Raw genomic sequence first — 18937 nt, 5'->3', positions numbered from 1 at the left:
ACGCCCGGGGCGATCCGGTCCTACTGCCCGTAGCCCTCCCGCAGTTCGATCTTCCGGACCTTCCCGCTGACCGTCATCGGGAAGGTCTCCAGGATCTGCAGCCGCCGCGGGATCTTGTAGTGCGCCAGCTGTCCACGGCAGTAGCCCGTCACCTCCTCCAGGGTCGGCGGGCTCGCCGGGTCCCTCGGGATGACGCAGGCGAGGACCTCTTCGCCGTAGGTGTCGTCCGGTATGCCCACCACCTGCACATCCGCGATCTTCGGGTGGCCGTAGAGGAACTCCTCGATCTCCCGCGGATATACGTTCTCCCCACCGCGGATGATCATGTCCTTGATCCGGCCGACGATCTGTACGTAGCCGTCCTCCCGCATCACCGCGAGGTCCCCGGTGTGCATCCAGCGGCCCGCGTCGATCGCCTCCGCGGTGCGCTCGGGCTGTTCCCAGTAACCGAGCATCACGCTGTAGCCGCGGGTGCGGAGTTCGCCCGCCGCACCGCGCTCCAGGGTCACGCCGGTCACCGGGTCGACGACCTTGACCTCGATGTGCGGCATGACGCGGCCGACGGTGCCGGTGCGGCGCTCCAGGTCGTCGTCGCGGCGGGTCTGGGTGGAGACCGGAGAGGTCTCCGTCATGCCGTAGCAGATGGACACCTCGTCCATGTGCATCTCGGCGACGACCCGCTTCATCACCTCGACCGGGCAGGGCGATCCGGCCATGATGCCGGTACGCAGCGAGGAGAGGTCGTACGAGGCGAAGTCGGGGAGGTTCAGCTCCGCGATGAACATGGTGGGGACGCCGTAGAGCGAGGTGCAGCGCTCCTGTTGAACGGCGGCGAGCACGGCGGCCGCCTCGAAGGCGGGGGCCGGGATCACGATGCAGGCACCGTGCGAGGTGATGCCGAGGTTGCCCATGACCATGCCGAAGCAGTGGTAGAAGGGGACGGGCAGACAGACCCGGTCCTCTTCGGTGTAGGCAACCAGCTCCCCCACGAAGTAGCCGTTGTTGAGGATGTTGTGGTGGGAGAGGGTGGCGCCCTTGGGGAAGCCGGTGGTGCCGGAGGTGTACTGGATGTTGATCGGGTCGTCGCAGGACAACCCGGCTTCCCGGGCCGCGAGTTGCCCGGCAGTCACGGATCCGGACGCAGCCAGCAGCCTGTCCCAGGACGGGTCACCGATGTAGTGCACGGCGCGCAGGTCGGGGCAGCCCGCGCGGACCTGGTCGACCAGGGCGCGGAAGTCGCTGGTGCGGTGCGAGAGCGAGGAGACCAGCAGCGAGATCCCGGCCTGCTTCAGCACGTACTCCAGCTCGTGCGCCCGGTAGGCCGGGTTGATGTTGACCATGACGGCGCCGATGCGGGCGGTGGCGTACTGCACGAGCACCCACTCGGGGCAGTTGATCGCCCAGATCCCGACCCGGTCCCCCTTGGCCACCCCCGACGCCATCAGCGCACGCGCCAGCTCGTCGACCGCCGCGCCGAATTCGGCGTACGTCCAGCGTCGCCCCGATACGACGTCGACGAGCGCCTCGCGCTCACCGAACGCCTCGATGGCGCGGTCGAGATTGCGCCCGACGGTGTCGCCGAGCAGCGCCGTGGTGCCGGTGCCGTGCGCGTAGGACAGCTCGCTCATCGCAGATCCCCCTCGTCGTACTCGGTGCCGGTGCCCTGGGCCGTGCGCTCGCGCAGCTCGATGCGACGGATCTTGCCGGAGACGGTCTTGGGCAGCTCGGCGAACTCCAGCCGCCGGACCCGCTTGTACGGGGCGAGGACCGCCCGGGAGTGCTCGAACAGCACCTTTGCCGTGTCCGGACCGGGCTCCCAGCCCTCCGCGAGGACGATGTACGCCTTCGGCACCGCGAGCCGTACCGGATCGGGGGCCGGGACGACGGCGGCCTCGGCGACCGCCTCGTGCTCCAGCAGGGCGCTCTCCAGCTCGAACGGCGAGATCTTGTAGTCGGATGCCTTGAAGACGTCGTCGGCGCGGCCGACATAGGTGATGTAGCCGTCCTCGTCGCGGGAGCCGATGTCACCGGTGCGGTAGTAACCGCCCGCCATGGCCTCGGCGGTCCGGTCCGGGTCGCCGTGATAGCCGGTCATCAGACCCACCGGACGGTCCGACAGATCGAGGGAGATCTCGCCCTCGGCCGCGCCGGGCTCACCGGTGACCGGGTCGAGGAGCTCGACCTTGAAGCCGGGGCTCGGCCGGCCCATCGACCCGGCCTTCAGCAGCTGGCCCGGGGTGTTGGCGACCTGGACGGCGGTCTCTGTCTGGCCGAAGCCGTCCCGGATGGTGACGCCCCAGGTGCGCCGCACCGTCTCGATGACCTCCGGGTTCAGCGGCTCACCGGCCGCGACGACCTCGCGCGGCGGGGTCTTCAGCTGGGAGAGGTCGGCCTGGATCAGCATCCGCCAGACGGTCGGCGGGGCGCAGAAGCTGGTGACGCCCGAGCGGTCCATCTCGGCCATCAGCCGGCCCGCGTCGAAGCGGGTGTAGTTGAAGATGAAGACGGTCGCCTCGGCGCTCCAGGGCGCGAAGAGATTCGACCAGGCGTGCTTGGCCCAGCCGGGCGAGGAGATGTTGAGGTGGACATCTCCGGGCTTGAGGCCGATCCAGTACATCGTCGACAAGTGGCCCACGGGGTAGGAGACATGGGTGTGCTCGACGAGCTTGGGGCTGGCGGTCGTACCGGAGGTGAAGTAGAGCATCAGCGGCTCGTCGGCGTCGGTCTCCCGGTCCGCCCCGAAGGTCTCCGGCCGGTCGTCGGCGCCGGTGTACGACAGCCAGCCGGGCACGTCGGCGCCGACCGAGATCCGGGTGTAGTCGCCGGGCACCTCGTCGAACTTGGCGGTGTCGGTGTCCCGTACCAGGACGTGCCGGACCCGGCCGCGCTCCACCCGGTCGCGCAGATCGACCGGGCCCAGGAGCGGGGTGGCGGGGATGACGACGGCGCGCAGCTTCATCGCGGCCAGCGCCGTCTCCCACAGCTCGACCTGGTTGCCGAGCATCACGAGGATGCGGTCCCCGGCCCGTACCCCCTGGGCGCGAAGCCAGTTCGCGGCCTGGTTGGAGCGGGCGGACATCCGGGCGAAGGACACCTCGGTGCGGCCGCCGTCCTCCTCCACGATGTACAGGGCGGTGCGGTCGTTGTTCTCGGCGATGGCGTCGAACCAGTCGAGCGCCCAGTTGAAATGGTCGGTCCGGGGCCAGCGGAAGCCCTCGTAGGCCGCGTGGTAGTCCTCGCGGTGCTGCAGCAGAAAGTCCCGGGCGGCCCGGAACGTCTCCGTCGCGCTGATTGCCGACATGTGCCCTCCTCATTGCGGACCGGACCGGTCACTTAGACCGACCGGCAAATGGGGGGCGTCGCGGGGCTGGGCACGCACATCTGCGGCGTTGTCGTCAATCACCAACGCTCCGCGTTGGCTCAATCCTCCGCCTTGCAGCTGCATGCACCCAGCCCCGCTCCTTCTCCCACCCCCCATTTGCCGGTCGGTCTTAACATCATGTAAACAGTGACCCAGGTCTCACCACCCCCGAACGGGGGTGCAGCAGGCGGAGGCCGCCGAGCCTCCGGAGCCGGGCAGAGAGGCGTCAACGTGCCGGAATCCGTCGATGCGGTCGAGATGCAGGCAGCGCTGCTGCGGCTGCGCCGGACCAGTGGGCTGCCCGTAGCCTTCGGCGGGCTGCTCTCGGATGCCCGGCACGCCCGGATCGCCGAGCTGAACGGGGCGCAGACCGCCGCCCTGCGCGGTCTTGTCATCTCGGCGGGCAGCGGGCTCGGCGGCAAGTCGATCGCCCTGTCCCGGCCGTGCGCGGTGACCGACTACCGCTCCTCGCGCCACATCAGCCACGAGTACGACATGGCGGTGGCGGCGGAGGGCCTGCGCTCGGTGGTCGCGGTGCCCGTCGTCGTACGGCGCAAGGTACGCGGTGTGCTGTACGGGGCGCTGCGCGAGCCGGTCTCGCTCGGGGACCGTACGTTCGACGCGGCGGTCGCCGCTGCCCGCGATGTGGAACAGGCCCTGGTCGTACGGGACGAGGTGCAGCAGCTTCTGGCCGTGACCCGGGAACAGGTCACGGACCCGAGGGCCGCGCCGGAGGCGTGGGAGGACGTCCGCGAGGCCCATCGTGAACTGCGTGCCCTGGTGCCGAAGGTCGTGGACCCGGCGCTGCGCGACGAGTTGCTCTCGGTGTGCGGACGGCTCGCCTCGGCGGCCGGTGCCCGCCTGCCGAAGCCCTGCGGAGTGCACCTGGCGCCGCGCGAGGTGGATGTGCTGGCCTGTGTGGCGGCGGGGACGACGAATGCCGGGGCGGCAGAACGGCTGGGGCTGCGGCCGGAGACGGTGAAGGGGTATCTGCGTTCGGCGATGCGCAAGCTGGGTGCGCACACACGTCTGGAGGCGGTGGTGGCGGCGCGGCGGGCGGGGCTGCTGCCGTAGCGTGACGGCGGGAGCTCACCGTTCGAAGTCGACGAACGTCGTGAACCGGATGTCGTATCCGTTCGCGTCGGTACCCGCCGTCGCCATGGTGCGGAGCATCCGTACGGCCTCTTCCGTGACGGCGTCGCGCTCGGCCCGGCTCAGCCTGCCGAGCGGCTGCACGGTGAGGATCCTCGTACCGGAGGCGGCGGTACCGGTACCGCCGCCGTGCCGCCAGATCGCCGCGAGGAATCCGTCGACCAGCACCGTGCCGTACGCCTGGTTGCCGTTCCCGTTGCGCCCCCTGTACCGAGGCGGGATGACGCGCGTACGGTCCGCATGGCCGAGCAGCACATTGTCGAACTCGGGCAGGAAGCGCGGCGGGGCGGGGGTGTCCGCGTCGGGGCGTGGGGCGTCCGGCAGGTCGAAGAGCTCGACGCCGTTCTCGTCCCGGAAGGTGATGAGCTGTGGCCGCAGCCGTTCGAAGACCTCTCGCAGCCGGGTCAGTCCGGCCCACGTCTGCATGTCCTGCACGGAGGCGGGCCCGAAGGCTCCGAGATAGCGCAGCACGGTGGCGTCCGGTGCGGGGACCGGCTCCGACCGGCGGCCGAGCCAGTGTTCGGCGGTGGTCAGCGTGACCCCGCCGCTTTTTCCCCACACCCCGCGCGGGGTGACCTGGACCAGCGGGAGCAGGCAGCGGGCGGCCACACCCAGTGCCTGCGGGTCGGCGTGGGGCCACTCGGTGAGCAGCGCCTCGCGGATCTCCTTGGGGGTGCGGGGCCGCTCCTCGACGAGTTGCCTGCCGACCGCCCCGAGCCGGTCCAGGTCCACCCCGGCGAGCCCCTTGCGGAACGTCCTGAGCTCCCGGTCGCGCGCCGCCTGGACGAGCGGGCGCAGGGTGAGCGCGTCGGCGGCCGTGTGCAGGTGGATGGTGGAGCGCATGGTGACGATACGGACCACCTCGCGGGACTCCATCAGCCCGGCGAGCTCGGCCGGGTCGAACCCGTCGAGGCGCGCGAGGAGCTGGTAGTACGGCGGCTTGGTGTTCTGCGCCTGGAGGCCGACCAGATGCCCGACGGCCTCCTTCGCGGACATCGCGGTCCGGCGCAGCAACAACTGACGCTCCAGCGTGGCGCGGCCCAGCGTGCGCGGGGAGAGCACGGCGGGTGCTGTGGGGTTCTTCGTCGCGGCCATGGACGGCACGCTACGCGGACTTGCGGACATCTTCGGTCCTCATCCGGTGATGTGCTCCGATCCGCACGTCCGCCATGCCGCCGCCCCGCAGGACCCCGGATCGTGGGCCCGACACCCGCATCATGGGTTGGTGATCAGTGTTCTGTTCGCCATCCTGACCGCGATCAGCAACGGCGCGGCCTCCGTTCTCCAGCGTCGCGCCGCCCGCACCGTGCCCGACAGCGAGGCGATGCGTCTGGCGCTGATCGGGCATCTGCTGCGCCGGAGGGTGTGGCTCGCCGGGATCGGCCTGGTGATCGTCGCGGCCGTCTGTCAGGCCGTGGCGCTGGCCACCGGGCCGATCGCCCTGGTCCAGCCGATCTTTGTGATCGAGCTGCCGGCCACACTGCTGATGGCCGGGTTCGTTCTGCGGGTCCGTATCCCCCGGCGGATCTGGTACGCGGTGGCGGCCGTGACGCTGGGGCTGGCCCTCGGCATGGCCTCCGCGGCCCCGGGGGGCGGCAGCACGTCCGTACGGGGAGCTACCTGGATCACGGCGCTGATCGTGACCGGAATCTTCGAGGCCGCACTGATCGGCGCGGCCCTGAGCACGCGAGGCAACCCCCGGGGCGCACTGCTCGGCCTCGCCGCCGCATGCGGGTATGCCCTCACGGCCGCACTCATGAAGGACGCCATGGCACGGCTCGAAGGGGGCGGCGGAGCGGTGGCGCTCTTCACGTCCTGGCAGCTGTACGCCACCGCCGCGGCCGGAGTGGGCGCGCTGTTCCTCCTCCAGAACGCCCTCCAGGCGGGCATGCTGGTCGCCGTCCAGCCGCCGCTGACCCTCGGTGACGCGCTGATCAGCGTCCTGTACGGGGTGACGTTGTTCGGCGAGCGACTGCGCACCGGGTGGTGGGTGCTGCCCGAACTGGTCGCGCTCACCCTGATCACGGTGGGCTGCATCGAGCTGGCCCGCTCCCCGCTGGCGTCCGGAACCGCGCCCCCGCCCGCACGCAAGCTCAGGTGAGCCCGCCGCCGCCCCGCCAACGACCCTCGCCCCGGTCCGGGCAATTCCCCGCCACAGGGTCGCGCCGCCCGGCCGCACAGGGCTATTCTCCGGACGAGCCATGTGTGGCAAACGGGCAAGGGGCCCGGTTCTTTCTTGGGGGTTGGTGTGGTTTCTGGTCGCGTGGTGCGGTTCGACGGCGCACGGGGATATGGCTTCATCTCACCCGATCACGGCGGTGAGGATGTGTTTCTCCATGTGAATGACATGTTGATCCCCGAGTCCTATGTGCACACGGGCACGGCGGTCGAGTTCGAGATCGAGGACGGTGACCGCGGGCTGAAGGCCTCGTCCGTCCAGCTCGCCAAGAGTCCCGACGGAAAGCCGCTGACCCCTCCGAGGCTCGCCCCGGTCAGTGTTTCCGGGTCGGCGGACGACGACACCTTGTGCGATGTGCTCAGTGCGGTCGAGTTCACCAAGGAGGTGACCGACGTGCTGCTGGAGTCGGCACCGTCGCTGACGGGGGCTCAGATCCTGCAGGTCCGGAGCGGGTTGCTGCAGTTCGCCAAGAACCACGGCTGGACCGAGGGCTGACGTGGCGGCGCAGCACCGGCCCGCCTTCCTGTAGTGCCGGGGCCTGTCCGGTCATGATCCGCCGGACGGGCCCCGGCTCATTCAGGCGCTCGGCTCCCGCACGACCAGCGGGGTGCCGAGCACCTGGTGTCCACCGCTGGCCAGCATGCGCACCTCTCCCCGGTCGCTGATCTCCGCGCGCACGATTCCGGTCTCGTCCTCGTAGATCGGGTATCCACCCGCCCCCGACTGCGCCGTACGTCGGACGATCACCGTGTCGTCCTCCACGGCGGACGACTGAAATACCAACTGGTAGCTCTCCGGGTAATCCATGACGGATGTCCCCAATCACGCCCTGAGCCGGGAAACAGACGGCCCAGCTCGCCGGGATTTTGGAATCCTTCCGCTCGCCGCAGAGGATTCCGCCTCACCCCCAGTTTCCTCCGGCACTCCCCACGCCGCATCCAGTACATCCCGCGTCCGCTCTTCCGCCTCAGCAAAGAGATGCGCGTACGTCCGCAGCGTGGTCATGACGTCCTTGTGCCCCAGACGCTTCTGCACCGCTTTCGGGTTCTCCCCGCCCGCAATCAGCACCGACGCGTAGTGGTGGCGCAGCTCGTGCCAACGCCGCGGCTCGACGCCGGCCTTCTTGCAGATGGTCTTGATCGCACTGTCGATCAGCGACTTACGGACCGGCTCCTGGAACATCCATGACGGTTCTCCCGGTACGGCTGGGCCGGGACATGCTCCGCCTGCACCTTCCGCCGCCCCTCGGACCGGCCTGCCGCGCCCGGGCAGCGGCCCACGGCTGCGGGCTCATACCCGGGCCACTTATCCTGAACCCATACGGGCGGTTCGACGGCACTCGGGCGCTTACCGAATACACGCCCCCCTTTCTCCCGAGTCGCGTGCGCGGCAGGTACGACCGGGACCCCGAAACCGGGAAGGGACACACCATGAAGGATGCCGACATGGGAGACGATGTCTACCAGCCCCAACAGCCTGAGGCCTCCGACCCCGCCGAGCAGCTCGACATCGAGGACACCCTGGACAACCGGGGGCTGACCGACCTTCTCGATGAGGGCTACTCCCCGCCCGAGCGACCGTGGGCGGTGGAGGATCTGGGCACCACGGCCGCCGAACAGCACAGTGGCGAGCCGTTGGAGGGCCGCCTGGCACGGGAACTGCCCGATGTCACCGAAACCGACGGCGACGACCTGGGAGATCTGTCCGACGGTGACGGCGAACTCTGGGACGCGGAGGTCGGTACGGTACGCGCCGGCCGACTGACCCGGCAGCTGGACATCAACGAGCCGGACAGCCTGGCGGCCGAGGACGTCGGGATCGACGGAGCGGCAGCATCGGCCGAGGAAGCCGCCATGCATGTCATCCCGGACAGCGTGGGGTGAGGAGGCGCTTCTTCCCCTTGCACCGACGCCAGGAACGCATCAGCGGGAATACATTGACGCCAGGAATTCTTTACTTCCGCTTTACTGCGATGTGACATCTCACCGGCGGCGCTCGGACCATGACCTCGGAGGTAATCGACGCCTTCCGCGCCATCGGACATCGTGTTCCTCACGAGCACACGGGAGCCCGGCCCCAGGGGCCGGGACGCGAGAGAGGACAGCACGATGACCGCATACGAGGACGCCGTTCAGCGCTACTTCGTCGCCTGGAACGCGGCCACCCCCGAGGACCTGGAGAAGGCCGTGGCGGCCGCCTTCGCCGAGAGCGCCACCTACACCGACCCGCTGGTCGACGTGCGTGGCCACGAAGAGTTCGCGGCCACGATCAACGGGGCCCATCAGCAGTTCCCCGGTTTCGAGTTCCGGCTGACCGGCACCCCGGACGGGCACCACGACATCGTGCGCTTCAGCTGGGAACTGGTCTCCACCGCCGACGGCTCCGCGCCTGTCGCCGGGTCGGACGTACTCACACTCGCCGACGACGGACGCATCACTTCGGTCAGCGGCTTCCTCGACCGGGTACCCGGAGCCTGAGCCGAGGGCAGGAGACAGCCGTCACGTGAGCTCCGCCAGTCCGGCGCCGAGATGACCGTCGTCGCGGTCGACGGTCTCGAACAGCCGGCTGGCGGGGCGCGGGTGCCGCGGAGTGTTCCGCCGTACCGGCGAAAGGTGCGGTGACCGCGGCCGCCGACGAGCCGGCCGATCGATTGACGCACAGTATCGATTGACGCACGGTCAGGTACTCGCGCCTGCGCCTGCCGTGTGCTGCCCGCGCATTGCGCTGCCGCGGCAGGCGTCCGGCGCTGCCCCGAAGCCGACGCCGGACCGCCTGGTCGTCATGCCGGCTCGTCGAGGAACTTCCCGCCCTCCAGAAGGGTCTTGAGCGACGAGAGGATCACGACCCAGCCGCCGCTGACGCCCTCCAGCATCTTGCTGTCCGGGCTGTCGAACCCGTCGTGGGTGATGGTGAGTTTGATGCCCATCTCGGGCTCCTCGGCCGGTTCGATGCCGAAGGCGACCTTGGACCGCTCCTGGACGGCCCGGTCCCACTCCTCGTCCGAGGCGAAGTCGAACATCTGGCGGTGCATGGGCTGCAGGGTGTGCCAGGTGTACGAGAGCCGCTTGCCGGGCTCCGCCTCCAGGACCCGCTGGCCGACCTCCTCGAACTCGCCGTCCGGGTCCATCTTCCAGCGGACCGGCGCGCCGACCTCCCAGGTCGACTCGGGACCGTAACCGCCCATGTAGATCTTGATGAACTCGGGGTCGGTCAGCGCCTGGTAGAGCTTCTCGGCGGTGGTCTGGATGTAGATGACGTAGACGAACTCGGGCTTGTCCATGGCCGTTCCTTCCAGGGGCTGTTCGAGTGGGGACAGCGTGGCCGGACGGTGGCGTTCGTACCGGCCGATCCAGCGGTCGGCGAGCTCCTGGATCGGCACCGGGTCGAGGTAGTGGAGCTTCTCCCGGCCCTGGCGCACGGCGGTGACCAGCAGCGCCGATTCGAGCACCGCCAGGTGTTTGCCCACCGCCTGCCGGCTCATGTCCAGGCCCTCGCCCAGCTCGCGCAGGGTCTGGCCGCCCCGCGCGTTGAGCCGGTCCAGGAGCTCCCGGCGGCTCGGATCGGCGAGTGCCTTGAATATCGGGTCCATCGCCGCCATCACGGTCACCATCGTCTATTCGTTTTCTCAGCCCGTTTGCAGCATAGGCAACCTATTGGTTGCATGCCGAGCCGGGGCCGGCTCGACGACACCCCCACACCTCCACACTGCTCGCCCCATCGCTTCCGGGCCGCCGGAACGATTTCTGGAATTAACTTCTGATGTCTTGTCACGGCTGGTTCTACGCGCATAGCTTTTGCCCTCCACACACTTCGGGAGAAGCCCACCGTGCACATATCCAGACCCCGTTCCGTCCTGCTGGCCGGCGCCGTCGCCGTGACGCTGTCGGCCACCGCGCTGCCCGCCGCCTTCGCGGCCCCGTCCTCGACCGCCGTGATCTCCGAGGTGTACGGCGGCGGGGGCAACTCGGGTGCGACACTGGCCCGCGACTTCATCGAACTGGCCAATGCCGGTTCCGCATCGTACGACCTGTCCGGTTTCAGCGTGCAGTATCTGCCGGCCTCTCCTTCCGCCGGTTCGCTGTGGCAGGTCTCCGCACTGAACGGGTCCGTCGCCCCCGGCGGCCGCTACCTCGTCGCCGAGGCCGCGGGCACCGGCGGCACCGTTGCCCTGCCGACGCCGGACGCCACCGGCACGGTCGCGATGGCGGCCGGCGGCGGAACCGTCGCGCTGGTCTCCGGTACGACTCCGCTGACCTGCAAGACGGCGGCCGACTGCGCGGCCGACACGCGGATCGTGGATCTCGTCGGCTACGGCTCCGCGGTCGTACGGGAGGGCAGCGGCCCGGCGACGGGGGCATCGAACACCTTCTCGGTGGCGCGCGGCACGTCCCTCGCCGACACCGACGACAACGCCGCCGACTTCACCGCGGGCGCCCCTACGCCGGTCAACTCGGCGGGTCAGACCCCCGGCGGCTCCGACCCGGGTGACCCCGGCGGCCCGACCGAGCCCGGCACCGTCCGGATCCACGACATCCAGGGCACCACCCGTGTGTCGCCGCTGAAGGGTCGGCAGGTGACCGGGGTCCCCGGCATCGTCACCGGCGTACGGACCACCGGTTCGCGCGGCTTCTGGATCCAGGACACCGCGCCGGACGCGGACGCCCGGACCAGCGAGGGCGTGTTCGTCTTCACCGGCTCCACCGCCCCGGCGGTCGCCGTGGGCGACTCGGTGCTGGTCAGCGGCAAGGTGGACGAGTACTACCCGTCGACGACCACCCAGTCGATCACCGAGATCACCGCCCCGAAGACGACGGTCCTGTCCTCGGGCAACGCGCTGCCGGCCCCGGTCGTACTCGACGCGGCCTCGGTGCCGGACGCGTACGCTCCGTCGGCGGACGGCGGTTCGATCGACGCGCTGACCCTCGACCCGTCCGCGTACGCCCTCGACCTCTACGAATCGCTCGAAGGCGCCCGGGTCCGGATCTCCGACACCCGGGTGACGGGTGCGACGACCGCGTACGACGAAGTCTGGGTGACCGTCAAGCCGGACGAGAACCGGACCGGGCGGGGCGGCACGCTGTACTCCTCGTACAACGACCAGAACACCGGCCGCATCAAGGTGATGTCGCTCGACCCGGCCAAGCCGGTCCCCGTCGCCGACGTCGGCGACGTGCTGTCCGGCGCGACCACCGGTGTCGTGGACTACGCGTCGTTCGGCGGCTACAACCTCCAGGCCACCGAGCTCGGCACGCTCACCGACAACCGCCTGCAGCGCGAGGTCACCCGGAAGCAGAAGGGCAAGGAGCTCGCCGTCGCCACGTACAACGTGGAGAACCTGGACGCGCTGGACGAGCAGGCCAAGTTCGACACCCTCGCCGAGGGTGTTGCGGCCAACCTCTCCTCCCCGGACATCGTGTCGCTGGAGGAGATCCAGGACGACAACGGTGCGGTGAACGACGGCACGGTCGGCTCCGAGGCGACGCTGAAGCGGTTCACCGACGCGATCGTCGCCGCGGGCGGTCCGCAGTACGCATGGCGGTACGTCGCCCCCGAGAACGGCAAGGACGGCGGCGAACCCGGCGGCAACATCCGCAACGTCTTCCTCTTCAATCCCGAGAGGGTCGACTTCGTGGACCGTGCGGGCGGCGACGCGACCACCGCCGTGACCGCGGTGAAGACGAAGAAGGGGGTGACGCTCTCGGCGTCGCCCGGCCGGATCGCCCCGACCAGTGACGCGTGGGCCGACAGCCGCAAGCCGCTCGTCGGCGAATTCCGCTTCCATGGGAAGCCGGTCTTCGTCATCGGCAACCACTTCACGTCCAAGGGCGGCGACCAGCCCCTGCACGGCCGCTACCAGGAGCCGAAGCGCAGCTCGGAGACCAAGCGGGTGAAGCAGGCGGCGGAGGTGAACACCTTCGTCAAGTCGCTGCTGGCCGCGGACGATTCGGCCCGGATCATCACGCTCGGCGACCTCAACGACTTCGCCTTCTCCCCGACGATGGACGCGCTGACCAGCGGCGGGGTACTCAAGCCGCTGATCACCACGCTGCCTGCGAGCGAGCAGTACAGCTATGTGTACGAGGGCAACTCGCAGACGCTGGACCACATCCTGACCAGCCCCGGCGTCCGCCGTTTCGACTACGACGTGGTGCACATCAACGCGGAGTTCGCCGACCAGGCGAGCGACCACGACCCGCAGATCGTGCGGGTGGACGTCAACGCCCCGGGTCACGGCGGGCACTGACCTCCGGAGTCTGCGCGAACGCGCGAGTCGCGGGTGGGGACGACCGGTCGCCGGGCGCCCCCACCCGCGTCGAGAAGTGGATCAGGGCCGGCCCGCTGCGACTGTTCGGGCCCGCCTCTCACGCCCTGCACACCGCGTACAGGTGTACGGATCCGCCGGTCCGAGCCGATCGGCGCGACTGCGGGGGCGGATCGTGCGGGCCGCCGCCCGGAGGCCGGTCAACATGCCCCCCGCTGCCGGGGCTTCGCCCGTAATCTCCGCGATCACGCACACCTTCGCCGCCATTCCGGTCGGGTGGCCGCAAGGCAGCTTCGGTCCGGTCCGGCGCCGTCCGGTGGCGGACGTCATCCACCGCGACCGCTGGTAGGACGGCGCCCCGGCCGACACACAGCTGCACCGGATGCCGGCTCACCGGGCAGGCCCGGAGAATACTCATGCACACTGGTCAGGAACGGTACGTCGGCGGTCAGGAGGACATGATCACCGATGTGGCGCTGCAACTCGTCGCCGAACGGGAGCGGGGTGCGGTGCGCGTCCGACGTTCGCCTCTCGGCCCTGCCCGTGACCGCCGAACAGGTCACCTGGCAGGGCTTCGACCTGCGCCTCGACTGCGTTGGAGTGAAAGGGAGTTCGACACACAGTCAAATGATTGTCATGCCCTGGACACGCCGATACTCTGAGCGGGCTTCGGCCCCTCGGCCCACCCCACTCGGGCCCGGGGGCCGTTCTTCTCCCCCACAGAGCAGGAGCAGGTATGCCCAGACGAGCCGCCGCCCACACAAAGCGCCGCGCATCCGTCCTAGCGACCCTCATCGCCACGGCCCTGGCCGCGACCGGAAGCCCGGCCTTCGCCGCTCCGGCCGACGGTCACTCCATGAACCAGGCATTCGCACGGGCGGCCGCGAAGTTCGACGTACCACGTGATCTGCTCGCCGCCGTCGGGTACGGCGAGACCCATCTCGACGGCCACTCGGGGCGCCCCAGCCAGGCGAACGGCTACGGCGTGATGCACCTGGTGAGCAACCCCACGAACCCGACACTGGAGCGGGCGGCCGCCCTCACCGGCGAACCCCTCGTCGACCTCCGCACCGACACCGAGGCCAACATCCTGGGCGGCGCGGCGGTGCTGCGCAGTTACGCGGACAAGCTCGGCCTCGACGACCGGGAGCGCGACGACGTCAACGCCTGGTACCCGGCCGTCGCCCGGTACAGCGGCTCGACGGGACCCGCCGCCACCCTCTACGCCGACGCCGTGTACACCTTCCTGGCCCATGGGCTCTACGCCACCGCCCCCGGCGGTGAGCACATCTCGGTGACGGCCCGTCCGGTCTCACCGCACAAGGGCTCGCTCGATGCCACCGACGTACCGACGCAGAGCACCGACTACCCGTCCGCACTGTGGGTTCCTGCCAATGCGAACAACTTCACCGCGGGCCGGACGGCCAAGATCGACAAGGTGATCATCCATGTCACGCAGGGCTCGTACGCGGGCTCGATCAGCTGGTTCCAGAACCCGACGGCGGAGGTGAGCGCCCACTATGTGGTGCGTTCCTCCGACGGCCAGATCACCCAGATGGTGCGCGACGGCGACACCGCGTACCACGCACGGGGCCAGAACGCCTCGGCGCTCGGCATCGAGCACGAGGGGTTCATCGACGACCCCTCCTGGTTCACGGACACGATGTACCGCTCCTCGGCGGCCCTGACCCGCCACCTGTGCGACCGGTACGGCATCCCGAAGGACCGGGCGCACATCATCGGGCACAGCGAGGCACCGGGCAACGACCACACGGACCCGGGGCCGTACTGGGACTGGAATCGCTATATGCAGTTGGTGGGCGGGGACACCGGCGGCGGCAACAGCGGTGACGCGCTGAGTTTCACCGCGTACGCGACCCAGCGGAGCGGCTCGACGGGCCCCCAGGTCACAGCGGTTCAGCAGCTGCTGAGCGAGCAGGGCTACGTGGTGGGCGCGGTGGACGGCAGCTTCGGCCCGGCCACGAAGAACGCGGTGATGGCGTATCAGGCGAACCACGGACTGACGGCCGACGGCGTCGTGGGAGACAGGACCTGGACCGTGCTGCTGTCGGCCGGCCCGACGACGCCCCTCAAGCAGGGCGACTCGGGCGACGGAGTGAAGCGGCTCCAGCGCTCGCTGACCGCGGCGCTCGGCTCGACGGTCGGCATCGACGGGAGCTTCGGCCAGGCGACGGCGACGGCGGTGCGCAGCTACCAGGCGAGCCGGAGCCTGACGACCGACGGCGTCGTGGGGGCGAACACCTGGGCGGCGCTGCAGGCGGGGCACTGACGAAAACCTCACGGGCGCGGGGCGGGGTGGTGCGGATCGCGCACCACCCCGCCTTTCGCATGCCGCTCGCGCTCCCCCGTCTCGTGCCGTGCGTCGCCCACCCGCCCTCACGACCCCTGACAGGCCACCATGACGCTCCGACTGTGTTCGTTGGAGTCGCGTTGCCGAGCTTTGTCGGCAGCACCATCGAGTTCTATGACTCCCTGCTCCACGGAGCGGCAGCCTCGCAGGTCTTCAACGAACTGTTCTTCTCCGGCCTCGACCCGATGACCGGCACCGTCTCCCTGTTCCTGGCAGGCGTCTGCGTGGTCAGCGCCGTCAAGGCCCGCGTCACATTTGAATAACCTGCCGGAAACCCTTGACGTTTCTCCTGACTCGTTCTTAACCTCACTGCGTAGTTCGTACTTCTTGCAGTTCACGTGCTGCGGCGCTTTCCGCAGTGTTTTGACAGGCACAGACATAGACCACCTGTCGGTGGTTTCGTCATGCCTGTTTTTTTGTGCTCCCCGTGCCGCCGATGGGTCTTCCTCGAAGGCGGATTCATGGCACAACGTCCGAGCGTCAAAGGCGTCGCCGACGTCGTTGCGCTCATCGATGGGCTGGGAAAGATCACCGGCCGGGCGCAAGTCATCTGGTTTCTCGTGTTCGGCGGGCTGTTTCTCGACGCCTATTCGAATGCCGCACTGAGCGCCGGTCTGGGACCGATGACGTCCCAGATGGAGCTGACCAGCACCCAGGTCTCGATCCTCACGGCCACCGCTCCGGCCCTGGCGATCATCTTCAACCCGGTCGGCGGCTGGCTCGCCACCCGGATCGGCCGCGTCCCCCCGCTGCTCATCGCCAAGGTGTTCGCCATCGCGGGCGCCCTGCTCGCCGCCTTCGCCGGTGACTTCACCGTCGTCTGGCTCGGCCGGGTCCTGGTGGGTGTCGCGTACGGCATCGACTTCGCGGTCGCCATGGCGCTGCTCGCCGAGTACACCCCCGCGAAGCTGGGCGGCCGACTGAACCTGTGGCAGGCGGTCTGGTACGTCGCCACCACCAGCAATCTCGCGCTCGCCCTGCTCTTCTTCAACCTGGACGTCGGCTCGGACATCTGGCGCTGGTCGGTCGGCTCGGCCGCGGTCGTCGCCGCCGCGCTGCTCGTGGGCCAGTGGCTGATGCTCAAGGAGAGCCCCACCTGGCTGGCGAGCAAGGGCCGTCTGGACGAGGCGGTCGTCAATCTGGACAGGATCTACGAGATCAAGGCCGTCGCCGGCAATCCCGACGAGGCGACCCGCGCCGCCACGCAGGCTCCCGCCATCGGGTTCCGCCAGGCCGGACTGCTCTTCAAGGGCGAGTACCTGCCGCGCACGGTCCTCTCCTCGGTGATCTCGCTCGGGCAGTCGATGCAGTACTTCGCGGTCGGGTGGTACCTCCCGCTGATCAGCCTGACGATCTTCGGTGAGAGCTTCGAGAAGGCCACCATCGGCTCGATGGTCTTCAACGCCTTCGGTATCGCGGGCGGGCTCCTGTCCGCGTACTTCGGCCGCCGGCTCGGACTGCGGCTCAGCTCCGCCGCCGGATTCGCCGGAGTCTTCGTCGCCCTGCTCGCGATGGGGCTGACCTTCGAGAAGGTGCCCACCGCCGTGGCGTTCCTGCTGCCGGTCCTGTTCATCCTCTGCCACTCCTCGGGCCCCGGCGCCAACGGCAAGTCCATCGCCGCGCTCTCGTACAGCAGTGATGTCCGTGCGCTCGGCACGGGTGTCACCGGGATGGTCGGCAGCTTCGGCAGTGTCGTCGGGCTGTATGTCTTCCCGCAGATCAAGGACTCGCTCGGGCTGGCCGACACGTTCCTGGTGCTCTCCGTCGTACCGCTGCTCGGCCTGATCACCTGTCTGGCGATCAAGTGGGATCCGACGAAGGCCGCTTCGCCCGACGAGGCAGCCGGACAGGACCGTGCCGCGGCCGGGGCCCGGGCCGCCTCGACAGAATCCGCGGAGTCCGTGACCGCGCGCTGACCGGCCGCCGGACCTGTCGCATCACACGATGGTCCCCTCTCCCGTACCGCCTCCGTATCCCCCCGCACAGCTCGCGATGCTCGCAATGAAAGGGCTGCAATGACGCAGACGTTCCCCGGCGCCGCCCCACGGCGCGGTGTGCTGTCCATCGACGAGGGCACCACGGGCACCAGGGCCGGAGTCGTCCTCGACTCGGGCGCCGCCCACGAGGTGTTCTACCGGTCGATCAAGGTCAGCCATCCGGACGACCTCTCGGTCGAGCAGGACCCGATGGAGATCTGGAGCGCCACCGTCGAGGTGGCGCGCCGGGCCGTCGGACGGGCCCGCGAGGAGGGCATCGAGATCACCGCGGTGGCGCTCTCCACCCAGCGGGCCACCGCGATGCTGTGGGACCGGGTCAGCGGGCGGCCGTTGCTCCCCGCGGTGGTGTGGCAGGACCGGCGGTACGCGACCGAGCTCACCACGTACGAGGCGGAATGGGACGCCGCCCTGCTGGCCCGCCAGGGCCGGCCGGTCGGCGCCCGCGCCCCGTTCCTCTGGGCCGCCCGGCAGATCGCCGCGCACCCGGAGGTGGCCGCCGCCCACCGCGAGAGCCGGCTGCTCTTCGGCACCGTCGACACGTGGCTGATCTGGCGCCTCACCGGCGGCGCCGTGCACGCCACCACCCCGACCAACGCCGCATCCACCGGCGGCTATCTGCTGGAGCGGCACGCCTGGGACGAGGAGTGGATCAGCCACCTCGGCTTCCCCCTCGACCTGCTGCCGGAACTCCGCTCCGACGACGCCGGATTCGGTACGACCGACCCGGCCGCCCTCGGGATCGCCGTCCCGCTGGCCGCCTCCATGGGCGACCAGCACGCCGCACTCGTCGCGCTCGGCGGCCTCGCCGCCGGGCAGGGCATGTGCGTGTACGGGACCGGCGCCTTCGTCGACGCGGCGACCGGCACCGCGCCCGCCCTGCCCCGGCCGGACATCTCCGGGGTGCTCGCCCAGCCCGGCCGGCGGCAGGGCGACATCAGCCACTACAGCCTGGAGGCCTACACCTCCACGGCGGGTTCGGCGCTGCGCTGGCTCTGCGACGACCTGGGCCTGTTCGCATCGCCGAAGGAGCTCGGTGAGGAGGCGGGCCGGGTCCCCACCCGGCCGGGCCGCACCCCGCGTTTCGTCCCGGCACTCGCCGGGGTCCGTACGCCGGTCTGGCACCCGGAGGCCACCGCATCCCTCACCGGGCTCACCCTCGCCACCACCCGCGCCGATCTCGCGCGCGCCGTGCTGGACGGGATCGCGCACTCGGTGTGCGACCTGATCGACGGGGTCGCCGACACCATGGGCACGCCGTTCACCCGGCTCCGGGTCGGCGGCGGCGTCTCCGGCAGCGACCCGCTCATGCAGATCCAGGCCGACCTGACCGGCCTGCCGCTGGAGCGGGTCTCCGACTCCGCGACCGCCAGCCTGCGCGGCACCGCCTATCTGGCCGGTGTGGCCCAGGGCCTGTGGTCCTCGCTGGAAGAGGTCGTCGAGGCGCAGCCGCACGGCCGGACCTTCGAGCCCGCGGTCACCGGGGCCGAGCGCACCGCACAGCGGTCCGCCTGGCGCGACGTGCTGATCGCCCACCTCGACGACCCCGCGCTGCTCCCTCTGCAGGATCCCGCACCCACACCTCACACCCCCCGTTGACGGCCCCTCACCGTCGCAC

At 69.9% G+C, this 18937-nt stretch carries 17 protein-coding genes and 1 pseudogene; 12 read left to right on the top strand and 6 right to left on the bottom strand.

The features are described 5' to 3' along the window. Nucleotides 1–20: 20 nt before the first annotated feature. Together ACIPEK_RS32435 and ACIPEK_RS32430 are read right to left on the bottom strand one after the other, a co-directional pair. On the bottom strand, nt 21–1628 hold the full coding sequence (locus tag ACIPEK_RS32435) for an AMP-binding protein (RefSeq protein WP_402003469.1): 1608 nt from the start codon (nt 1626–1628) through the stop codon (nt 21–23). Further along, nucleotides 1625–3301 (bottom strand): AMP-binding protein, encoded by a 1677-nt coding sequence (locus ACIPEK_RS32430; RefSeq protein WP_402003466.1) that lies wholly within the window; start codon nt 3299–3301, stop codon nt 1625–1627. Before ACIPEK_RS32430 ends, ACIPEK_RS32435 begins: the two co-directional genes overlap by 4 nt. Nucleotides 3302–3592: 291 nt before the next feature. On the opposite strand from ACIPEK_RS32430, the gene ACIPEK_RS32425 reads away from it, so the two are divergent. After that, nucleotides 3593–4435 (top strand): response regulator transcription factor, encoded by an 843-nt coding sequence (locus ACIPEK_RS32425; RefSeq protein ID WP_402003463.1) that lies wholly within the window; start codon nt 3593–3595, stop codon nt 4433–4435. A gap of 15 nt (nt 4436–4450) precedes the next feature. Here ACIPEK_RS32425 and ACIPEK_RS32420 read toward each other — a convergent pair whose 3' ends face one another. Then, on the bottom strand, nt 4451–5608 hold the full coding sequence (locus ACIPEK_RS32420; RefSeq protein ID WP_402003460.1) for a winged helix DNA-binding domain-containing protein: 1158 nt from the start codon (nt 5606–5608) through the stop codon (nt 4451–4453). A 130-nt stretch (nt 5609–5738) separates the two neighbouring features. On the opposite strand from ACIPEK_RS32420, the gene ACIPEK_RS32415 reads away from it, so the two are divergent. Then, entirely contained in the window at nt 5739–6614 is an 876-nt protein-coding gene (locus tag ACIPEK_RS32415) for a DMT family transporter (RefSeq protein WP_402003457.1), read from the top strand. Nucleotides 6615–6761: 147 nt separating this feature from the next. After that, a complete protein-coding gene (locus tag ACIPEK_RS32410) occupies nt 6762–7187 on the top strand; it encodes a cold-shock protein (protein ID WP_402003454.1) in 426 nt (141 codons plus the stop codon). An 81-nt stretch (nt 7188–7268) separates the two neighbouring features. Here the strand turns inward: ACIPEK_RS32410 and ACIPEK_RS32405 are convergent, their stop codons facing one another. Both ACIPEK_RS32405 and ACIPEK_RS32400 read right to left on the bottom strand, forming a co-directional pair. Continuing rightward, complete coding sequence (locus tag ACIPEK_RS32405; protein ID WP_383080002.1) at nt 7269–7499, bottom strand: DUF6296 family protein; 231 nt, start codon at nt 7497–7499, stop codon at nt 7269–7271. Between the two features lie 15 nt (nt 7500–7514). Next, nucleotides 7515–7874, bottom strand: coding sequence for a tyrosine-type recombinase/integrase (locus ACIPEK_RS32400; RefSeq protein WP_402003450.1), 360 nt, complete (start codon nt 7872–7874; stop codon nt 7515–7517). Nucleotides 7875–8122: 248 nt separating this feature from the next. Here ACIPEK_RS32400 and ACIPEK_RS32395 point away from each other — a divergent pair, with 248 nt between their 5' ends. Together ACIPEK_RS32395 and ACIPEK_RS32390 are read left to right on the top strand one after the other, a co-directional pair. Next, complete coding sequence (locus tag ACIPEK_RS32395; protein ID WP_402003447.1) at nt 8123–8575, top strand: DUF5709 domain-containing protein; 453 nt, start codon at nt 8123–8125, stop codon at nt 8573–8575. A gap of 225 nt (nt 8576–8800) precedes the next feature. Next, nucleotides 8801–9169, top strand: a complete 369-nt coding sequence (locus tag ACIPEK_RS32390) for a nuclear transport factor 2 family protein (RefSeq protein WP_402003444.1) — start codon at nt 8801–8803, stop codon at nt 9167–9169. Between the two features lie 302 nt (nt 9170–9471). On the opposite strand, the gene ACIPEK_RS32385 is transcribed toward ACIPEK_RS32390, so the two are convergent. Then, a complete protein-coding gene (locus ACIPEK_RS32385) occupies nt 9472–10281 on the bottom strand; it encodes an ArsR/SmtB family transcription factor (protein WP_402003441.1) in 810 nt (269 codons plus the stop codon). A gap of 237 nt (nt 10282–10518) precedes the next feature. Between ACIPEK_RS32385 and ACIPEK_RS32380 the strand changes: the two genes are divergently transcribed. The 7 genes and pseudogenes from ACIPEK_RS32380 (at nt 10519) to ACIPEK_RS32350 (ending at nt 18918) form a co-directional block, all read left to right on the top strand. Further along, on the top strand, nt 10519–12936 hold the full coding sequence (locus tag ACIPEK_RS32380) for an endonuclease/exonuclease/phosphatase family protein (RefSeq protein ID WP_402003438.1): 2418 nt from the start codon (nt 10519–10521) through the stop codon (nt 12934–12936). A gap of 271 nt (nt 12937–13207) precedes the next feature. Beyond that, nucleotides 13208–13303, top strand: a pseudogene (locus ACIPEK_RS32375) (nitroreductase); the annotation flags it as partial. A gap of 61 nt (nt 13304–13364) precedes the next feature. Then, complete coding sequence (locus ACIPEK_RS32370) at nt 13365–13616, top strand: hypothetical protein (protein WP_402003517.1); 252 nt, start codon at nt 13365–13367, stop codon at nt 13614–13616. Between the two features lie 74 nt (nt 13617–13690). Next, nucleotides 13691–15244, top strand: a complete 1554-nt coding sequence (locus ACIPEK_RS32365) for a peptidoglycan-binding protein (RefSeq protein ID WP_402003435.1) — start codon at nt 13691–13693, stop codon at nt 15242–15244. A gap of 143 nt (nt 15245–15387) precedes the next feature. After that, on the top strand, nt 15388–15588 hold the full coding sequence (locus ACIPEK_RS32360) for a hypothetical protein (protein WP_402003432.1): 201 nt from the start codon (nt 15388–15390) through the stop codon (nt 15586–15588). A gap of 198 nt (nt 15589–15786) precedes the next feature. Then, nucleotides 15787–17241: an MFS transporter gene (locus ACIPEK_RS32355; RefSeq protein WP_402003429.1), complete on the top strand. Its 1455-nt coding sequence runs from the start codon at nt 15787–15789 to the stop codon at nt 17239–17241. 99 nt (nt 17242–17340) lie between these two features. Further along, nucleotides 17341–18918 (top strand): FGGY family carbohydrate kinase, encoded by a 1578-nt coding sequence (locus ACIPEK_RS32350; RefSeq protein WP_402003426.1) that lies wholly within the window; start codon nt 17341–17343, stop codon nt 18916–18918. The last annotated feature ends 19 nt before the right edge of the window (nt 18919–18937 follow it).

The sequence above is a fragment of the Streptomyces sp. NPDC088246 genome, from assembly GCF_044741025.1.
Lineage (GTDB): Bacteria > Actinomycetota > Actinomycetes > Streptomycetales > Streptomycetaceae > Streptomyces.
This window is presented reverse-complemented; position numbering and strand designations above follow the sequence as displayed.

Coding starts and splice junctions, on each gene's coding strand:
- ACIPEK_RS32435 (WP_402003469.1), bottom strand. CDS start 1,628: ATGAGCGAGCTGTCCTACGCGCACGGCACCGGCACCACGGCGCTGCTC.
- ACIPEK_RS32430 (WP_402003466.1), bottom strand. CDS start 3,301: ATGTCGGCAATCAGCGCGACGGAGACGTTCCGGGCCGCCCGGGACTTT.
- ACIPEK_RS32420 (WP_402003460.1), bottom strand. CDS start 5,608: ATGGCCGCGACGAAGAACCCCACAGCACCCGCCGTGCTCTCCCCGCGC.
- ACIPEK_RS32405 (WP_383080002.1), bottom strand. CDS start 7,499: ATGGATTACCCGGAGAGCTACCAGTTGGTATTTCAGTCGTCCGCCGTG.
- ACIPEK_RS32400 (WP_402003450.1), bottom strand. CDS start 7,874: ATGTTCCAGGAGCCGGTCCGTAAGTCGCTGATCGACAGTGCGATCAAG.
- ACIPEK_RS32395 (WP_402003447.1), top strand. CDS start 8,123: ATGAAGGATGCCGACATGGGAGACGATGTCTACCAGCCCCAACAGCCT.
- ACIPEK_RS32390 (WP_402003444.1), top strand. CDS start 8,801: ATGACCGCATACGAGGACGCCGTTCAGCGCTACTTCGTCGCCTGGAAC.
- ACIPEK_RS32385 (WP_402003441.1), bottom strand. CDS start 10,281: ATGGACCCGATATTCAAGGCACTCGCCGATCCGAGCCGCCGGGAGCTC.
- ACIPEK_RS32365 (WP_402003435.1), top strand. CDS start 13,691: ATGCCCAGACGAGCCGCCGCCCACACAAAGCGCCGCGCATCCGTCCTA.
- ACIPEK_RS32355 (WP_402003429.1), top strand. CDS start 15,787: ATGGCACAACGTCCGAGCGTCAAAGGCGTCGCCGACGTCGTTGCGCTC.
- ACIPEK_RS32350 (WP_402003426.1), top strand. CDS start 17,341: ATGACGCAGACGTTCCCCGGCGCCGCCCCACGGCGCGGTGTGCTGTCC.